Below are 832 nucleotides of genomic sequence, written 5' to 3'. Positions count from 1 at the left end.
GCGCCGGGCGCGAACGGAATCCGTACCTTCGGTGTCATCGCGGCGTCCAACCCGAGTACTTGCCGTGCGATCGCGCCGCATCGGTCATCACTGCCGCCGGCGGAGTATCGAGAGTGCCGTACTCGATGTAGCTCGCGTCGTCGGCAGCGTTCACCGCGTACACCCGGCTCCCCTCGTACTCCACCAGGAACTCCGACTCGAAGTAGCCGGTGTCCACCGGTGCGACCTCCCGCGCCTCGTCGACGATCTCCGTCGCGATTGCGATGCGGCCTTCGATGGTGGTGGCAGTGACCTGCTCGCGCACCTGCCCGGGATAGACAGTCAGGCGAGCTGACATCAGGACGACTTGGGTGCGGAGGCCTTCGGCGGTCCGGCCGGGCGACCGCCCGGTGTCGAGGTCAGCTCGGCCGGTGTCGCGCCCGCGTCACCGTCGGTCTTGACCTCGGTGGGCGGTGCTGCGACGTCGGTGACGGTGTCGCTCGTGCTCTCGGACGACTGCTCACTCGCCGTCTTCTGCTGAGCGGCTAGCGCCTCCTCGGCTTCGCGGGCCTGATGGGCGAACGTGCCGCGGCCCGCGAAATGCCTGCGGCCCTCGGAGTCGGTCCACTCTTCGATCGGTTGGGCAGAGGGCTGGGTGTTCTCGGTATCGGCCATGGTGGCGGATCTCCTTCGTAGTGCGGGGCGGACCGGACCGGGAAGGTCAGGTCATCGCCTTCTGTTCTTCGGACAGGTCTTCACGCAGAACCCATTCGCGAGTTCGCATGTCGAGGAACCACCCGGCCTGTGCGTTGAGCACTGCCTGCGCGAGCGCGCCGTAGTAGTTCGGGTCGGT

The 832-nt window shown here is 67.4% G+C and carries 2 protein-coding genes; both read right to left on the bottom strand.

Annotated features, from left to right (window positions below):
• Nucleotides 1–34: 34 nt before the first annotated feature.
• Entirely contained in the window at nt 35–337 is a 303-nt protein-coding gene (locus tag CH296_RS28280) for an HK97 gp10 family phage protein (protein WP_094686277.1), read from the bottom strand.
• On the bottom strand, nt 337–654 hold the full coding sequence (locus CH296_RS28275; RefSeq protein ID WP_094686276.1) for a hypothetical protein: 318 nt from the start codon (nt 652–654) through the stop codon (nt 337–339). Before CH296_RS28275 ends, CH296_RS28280 begins: the two co-directional genes overlap by 1 nt.
• Nucleotides 655–832 lie beyond the last annotated feature (178 nt).

The sequence above is a fragment of the Rhodococcus sp. 14-2496-1d genome, from assembly GCF_002259365.1.
In the GTDB taxonomy this organism is placed as follows: Bacteria; Actinomycetota; Actinomycetes; order Mycobacteriales; family Mycobacteriaceae; genus Rhodococcoides.
This window is presented reverse-complemented; position numbering and strand designations above follow the sequence as displayed.